This is a genomic window from Streptomyces sp. LS1784 (genome assembly GCF_020103755.1).
In the GTDB taxonomy this organism is placed as follows: domain Bacteria; phylum Actinomycetota; class Actinomycetes; order Streptomycetales; family Streptomycetaceae; genus Kitasatospora.
In genome coordinates this window covers 1-2,558 of the sequence record NZ_JAHSQD010000845.1, presented here as the reverse complement: position 1 = coordinate 2,558, position 2,558 = coordinate 1, and the positions used below count along the sequence as shown (strand labels likewise).

Annotated in this window: 3 protein-coding genes; 2 read left to right on the top strand and 1 reads right to left on the bottom strand. The window is 75.8% G+C overall.

All coding sequences use genetic code 11. The features are described 5' to 3' along the window. Positions 1-246 (top strand): FAD:protein FMN transferase (locus KS423_RS43280; RefSeq protein WP_224285178.1); only part of this gene is annotated, 246 nt, incomplete at its 5' end. Positions 247-363: 117 nt separating this feature from the next. On the opposite strand, the gene KS423_RS43275 is transcribed toward KS423_RS43280, so the two are convergent. After that, positions 364-1,389, bottom strand: coding sequence for an NUDIX domain-containing protein (locus KS423_RS43275; protein ID WP_224285177.1), 1,026 nt, complete (start codon positions 1,387-1,389; stop codon positions 364-366). Between the two features lie 145 nt (positions 1,390-1,534). Between KS423_RS43275 and KS423_RS43270 the strand changes: the two genes are divergently transcribed. After that, positions 1,535-2,558: sensor domain-containing protein (locus tag KS423_RS43270; RefSeq protein ID WP_224285176.1), on the top strand; the 1,024-nt coding region annotated here is incomplete at its 3' end.

Genomic DNA, 2,558 nt, shown 5'->3' with positions numbered 1-2,558 from the left:
CGCCCGGCCGGCGGGCTGGCCTCGCTCACCCTGGTCGGCTCCCCGGGCACCGGCATCGCCCGCACCGACGCCTGGGCCACCGCCGCCTTCGCCATGGGCCCGGACCGCGCCCTCGCCTGGGCCGCCCGCCGGCCCGGCATCGAGGCCCTGGCCGTGCTGCCGGACGGTTCGAAGCGCTGGACCCCGGGCCTGCCGGAGCACCTCCCGGCGAGCGGTCCGGCGGACTGGCGGGCCGCCGTCGGCTGACGGGGCGGTCCCGAACGGACGCCCGCTCCTCGCAACGCCCGTTCCCCGCGAAACAGTGCCCGCGGAACGGTACCCGCTCCTCGCGGAACGACCGTTCCCGGGAACGCCCGTTCCGGTCTACACCCGTTGCCGCTGCGCCGCCCGCCAGGCCTCCCAGGCCACCAGCGGCGCGAGGTACGACCAGCGCCGCGAGCCGTCCGGGCAGGTGCCGCCCTCGACCAGTTCGGAGACCGCACGCCGGGAGAACGGCACCCAGACGGCCATGTCGTGCTCGAAAGTGCTGTGGCAGGCCTCGCGACGGCGGTCGATCTCGGCCGCGTCGAGCCGGGACCGGACGGTGGCCACCAGCGTGTAGCAGGAGGCCGGCTCGCTCCAGCCCAGCCAGGTGATCACGGTCGGCCCGACGTCGTCCGGCAGCAGCCCCAGCTCCTCCTCCAGCGCCCGCCGGACCAGCCCGTAGAAGTCCTCGGCGGCGCCCGGCTCGTCACGGTACTTCATGGTCTCGTTGATCCCGACCGTCCACTGCGCCGGGAAGGTGTTGACCGCCAGCGAGCGGCGGAGCAGCAACAGCCGGCCCTGCCGGTCCCGTACCGCGACGCAGGCACTGACCATCGTGGGCGGCGCGACGGCCACGAAGCTCGTCAGGCCCTCGTCCAGCGCCTCGCGCAGCAGCCGGGCCGCCTCCGGGTCCTCCCGGCCCAGCCGGGTGGTGGCCATGCACTCCGCGTAGTCACTCTCGGCGATGTCCACCTCGCAGACCCGCGCGCCGCCGTGCTCGCCGTGGTCGACCGTCAGCCGCGAGACGTACGCCGTCCGGCCCGCCGCACCGGCCGCCCGCTGGCGTGCCACCTCGTCGGCCCATCCGACCGCGTCCAGCACGTGCGCGCGCTCCACCCGTCCGCGGTGCGCCGTCACCAGCGTGTTCGGTGTCAGCGGCCTGGCCGCCGACCAGGTGATCAGCGGCGCCAGCCCGTCCGCCCGCACGTCGTGCGCCCGGGCCGCCGCCGTCAGGCTCGCCCGCCGGACCCGCGGCACCGGCACCCGGGAACCGAGCCGCGAGCCGCCGTACTTGGCGAAGTCGTACAGCACATTGGTCAGCACGCCGAGCAGCAGCGCCCCACCGATCCCCAGCAGCCACTCCATCCCGGTCCCCCACTTCCGCGATCGACCCGCCCCATTGTGGAGGGGCCCCGCTGCCGAGGGAAGGGCTGTAGGCCGTGGCCGGTTCCGCCGCCGGTGTTAGGGTGATCGGAAAGTCGGCTCGGAGGCTCGGAGGTACTGAACAATCGTGCGGGCGACCAGGATTGCCGGGTCCACGGTCCGGTCCGCCGTCCGCTCCGCCACCCGCCCGGGCCTGCGCTCCGCCGCCCGGTCCGCGGTGCGCCGCTCCCCCGCCGCCGCCGGCTATCTCCTCCTCGGCCTCGGCACCGGTCTGGCCGCGCTGGTCGCGCTCGGCCTGCTGCTCGTCGTCCTCGCCCTCTGCCTGGTCGGTGTGGGCCTGCTGCTCCTCCCACCAGCCCTGCAACTGCTGCGCCGCTACGCCGAGTTCCACCGGCGGCAGGTCGGCCGTCGACTGGGCGGCGACCGGCTGAGCACGCCGTACGGCGACCGGGTGTCCGTGCGCGACCCGGCCGTCCGCAAGGACCTGGCGTGGCTGCTCACCCACGGCACCGCCGGAACGGTGGTGTGCGGGGCTGCCCTCACCCTGTGCAGCCACGCCGTCAACTGGCTGACCGCGCCGGTGTGGTGGCAGCTCCTGCCGACCGAGCGCGGGAAGATCATCCTGCTGACCGTCGACTCCTGGCCGGTGGCCACCGCGGCAGCAGCCGGCGGGGTCGGCTACGCCGTGATCGCCCTGGCCGCGCTGCCGGCGATCGCCGACCTGCACGCCCGGGCCTCCCGCCGACTGCTGGTCGCCCGGCCCGGCACCTCGCTCGCCCTGCGCGTCCGGGAGCTGACCACCAGCCGGTCCGAGGCGCTGGACGCCCACGCCGCCGAACTTCGCCGGATCGAGCGGGACCTGCACGACGGCGCCCAGGCCAACCTGGTGGCCGTCTCGCTCCGGCTCGGCATGATCCGCCGTGCGCTCGACCGACGCCCGGAACAGGCAGCCGAGTTGGTGGACTCCACCCAGCTCGTCGCCGAGCAGGCCCTGGAGTCGCTACGCGCCCTGGTGCGCGGCATCCACCCGCCGCTGCTCGCCGACCGCGGCCTCGCCGAGGCCGTACGGTCGCTCGCCGACCGCTGCGCCGTGCCCACCCGGGTCGGGCTGGACACCCCCGGCGCATCCGCCGGCCCGCCGCCGCGCGCAC

Bases quoted from the DNA above. Each gene is read 5' to 3' on its own strand.
- KS423_RS43275 (WP_224285177.1), bottom strand. From the start codon at position 1,389: ATGGAGTGGCTGCTGGGGATCGGTGGGGCGCTGCTGCTCGGCGTGCTG.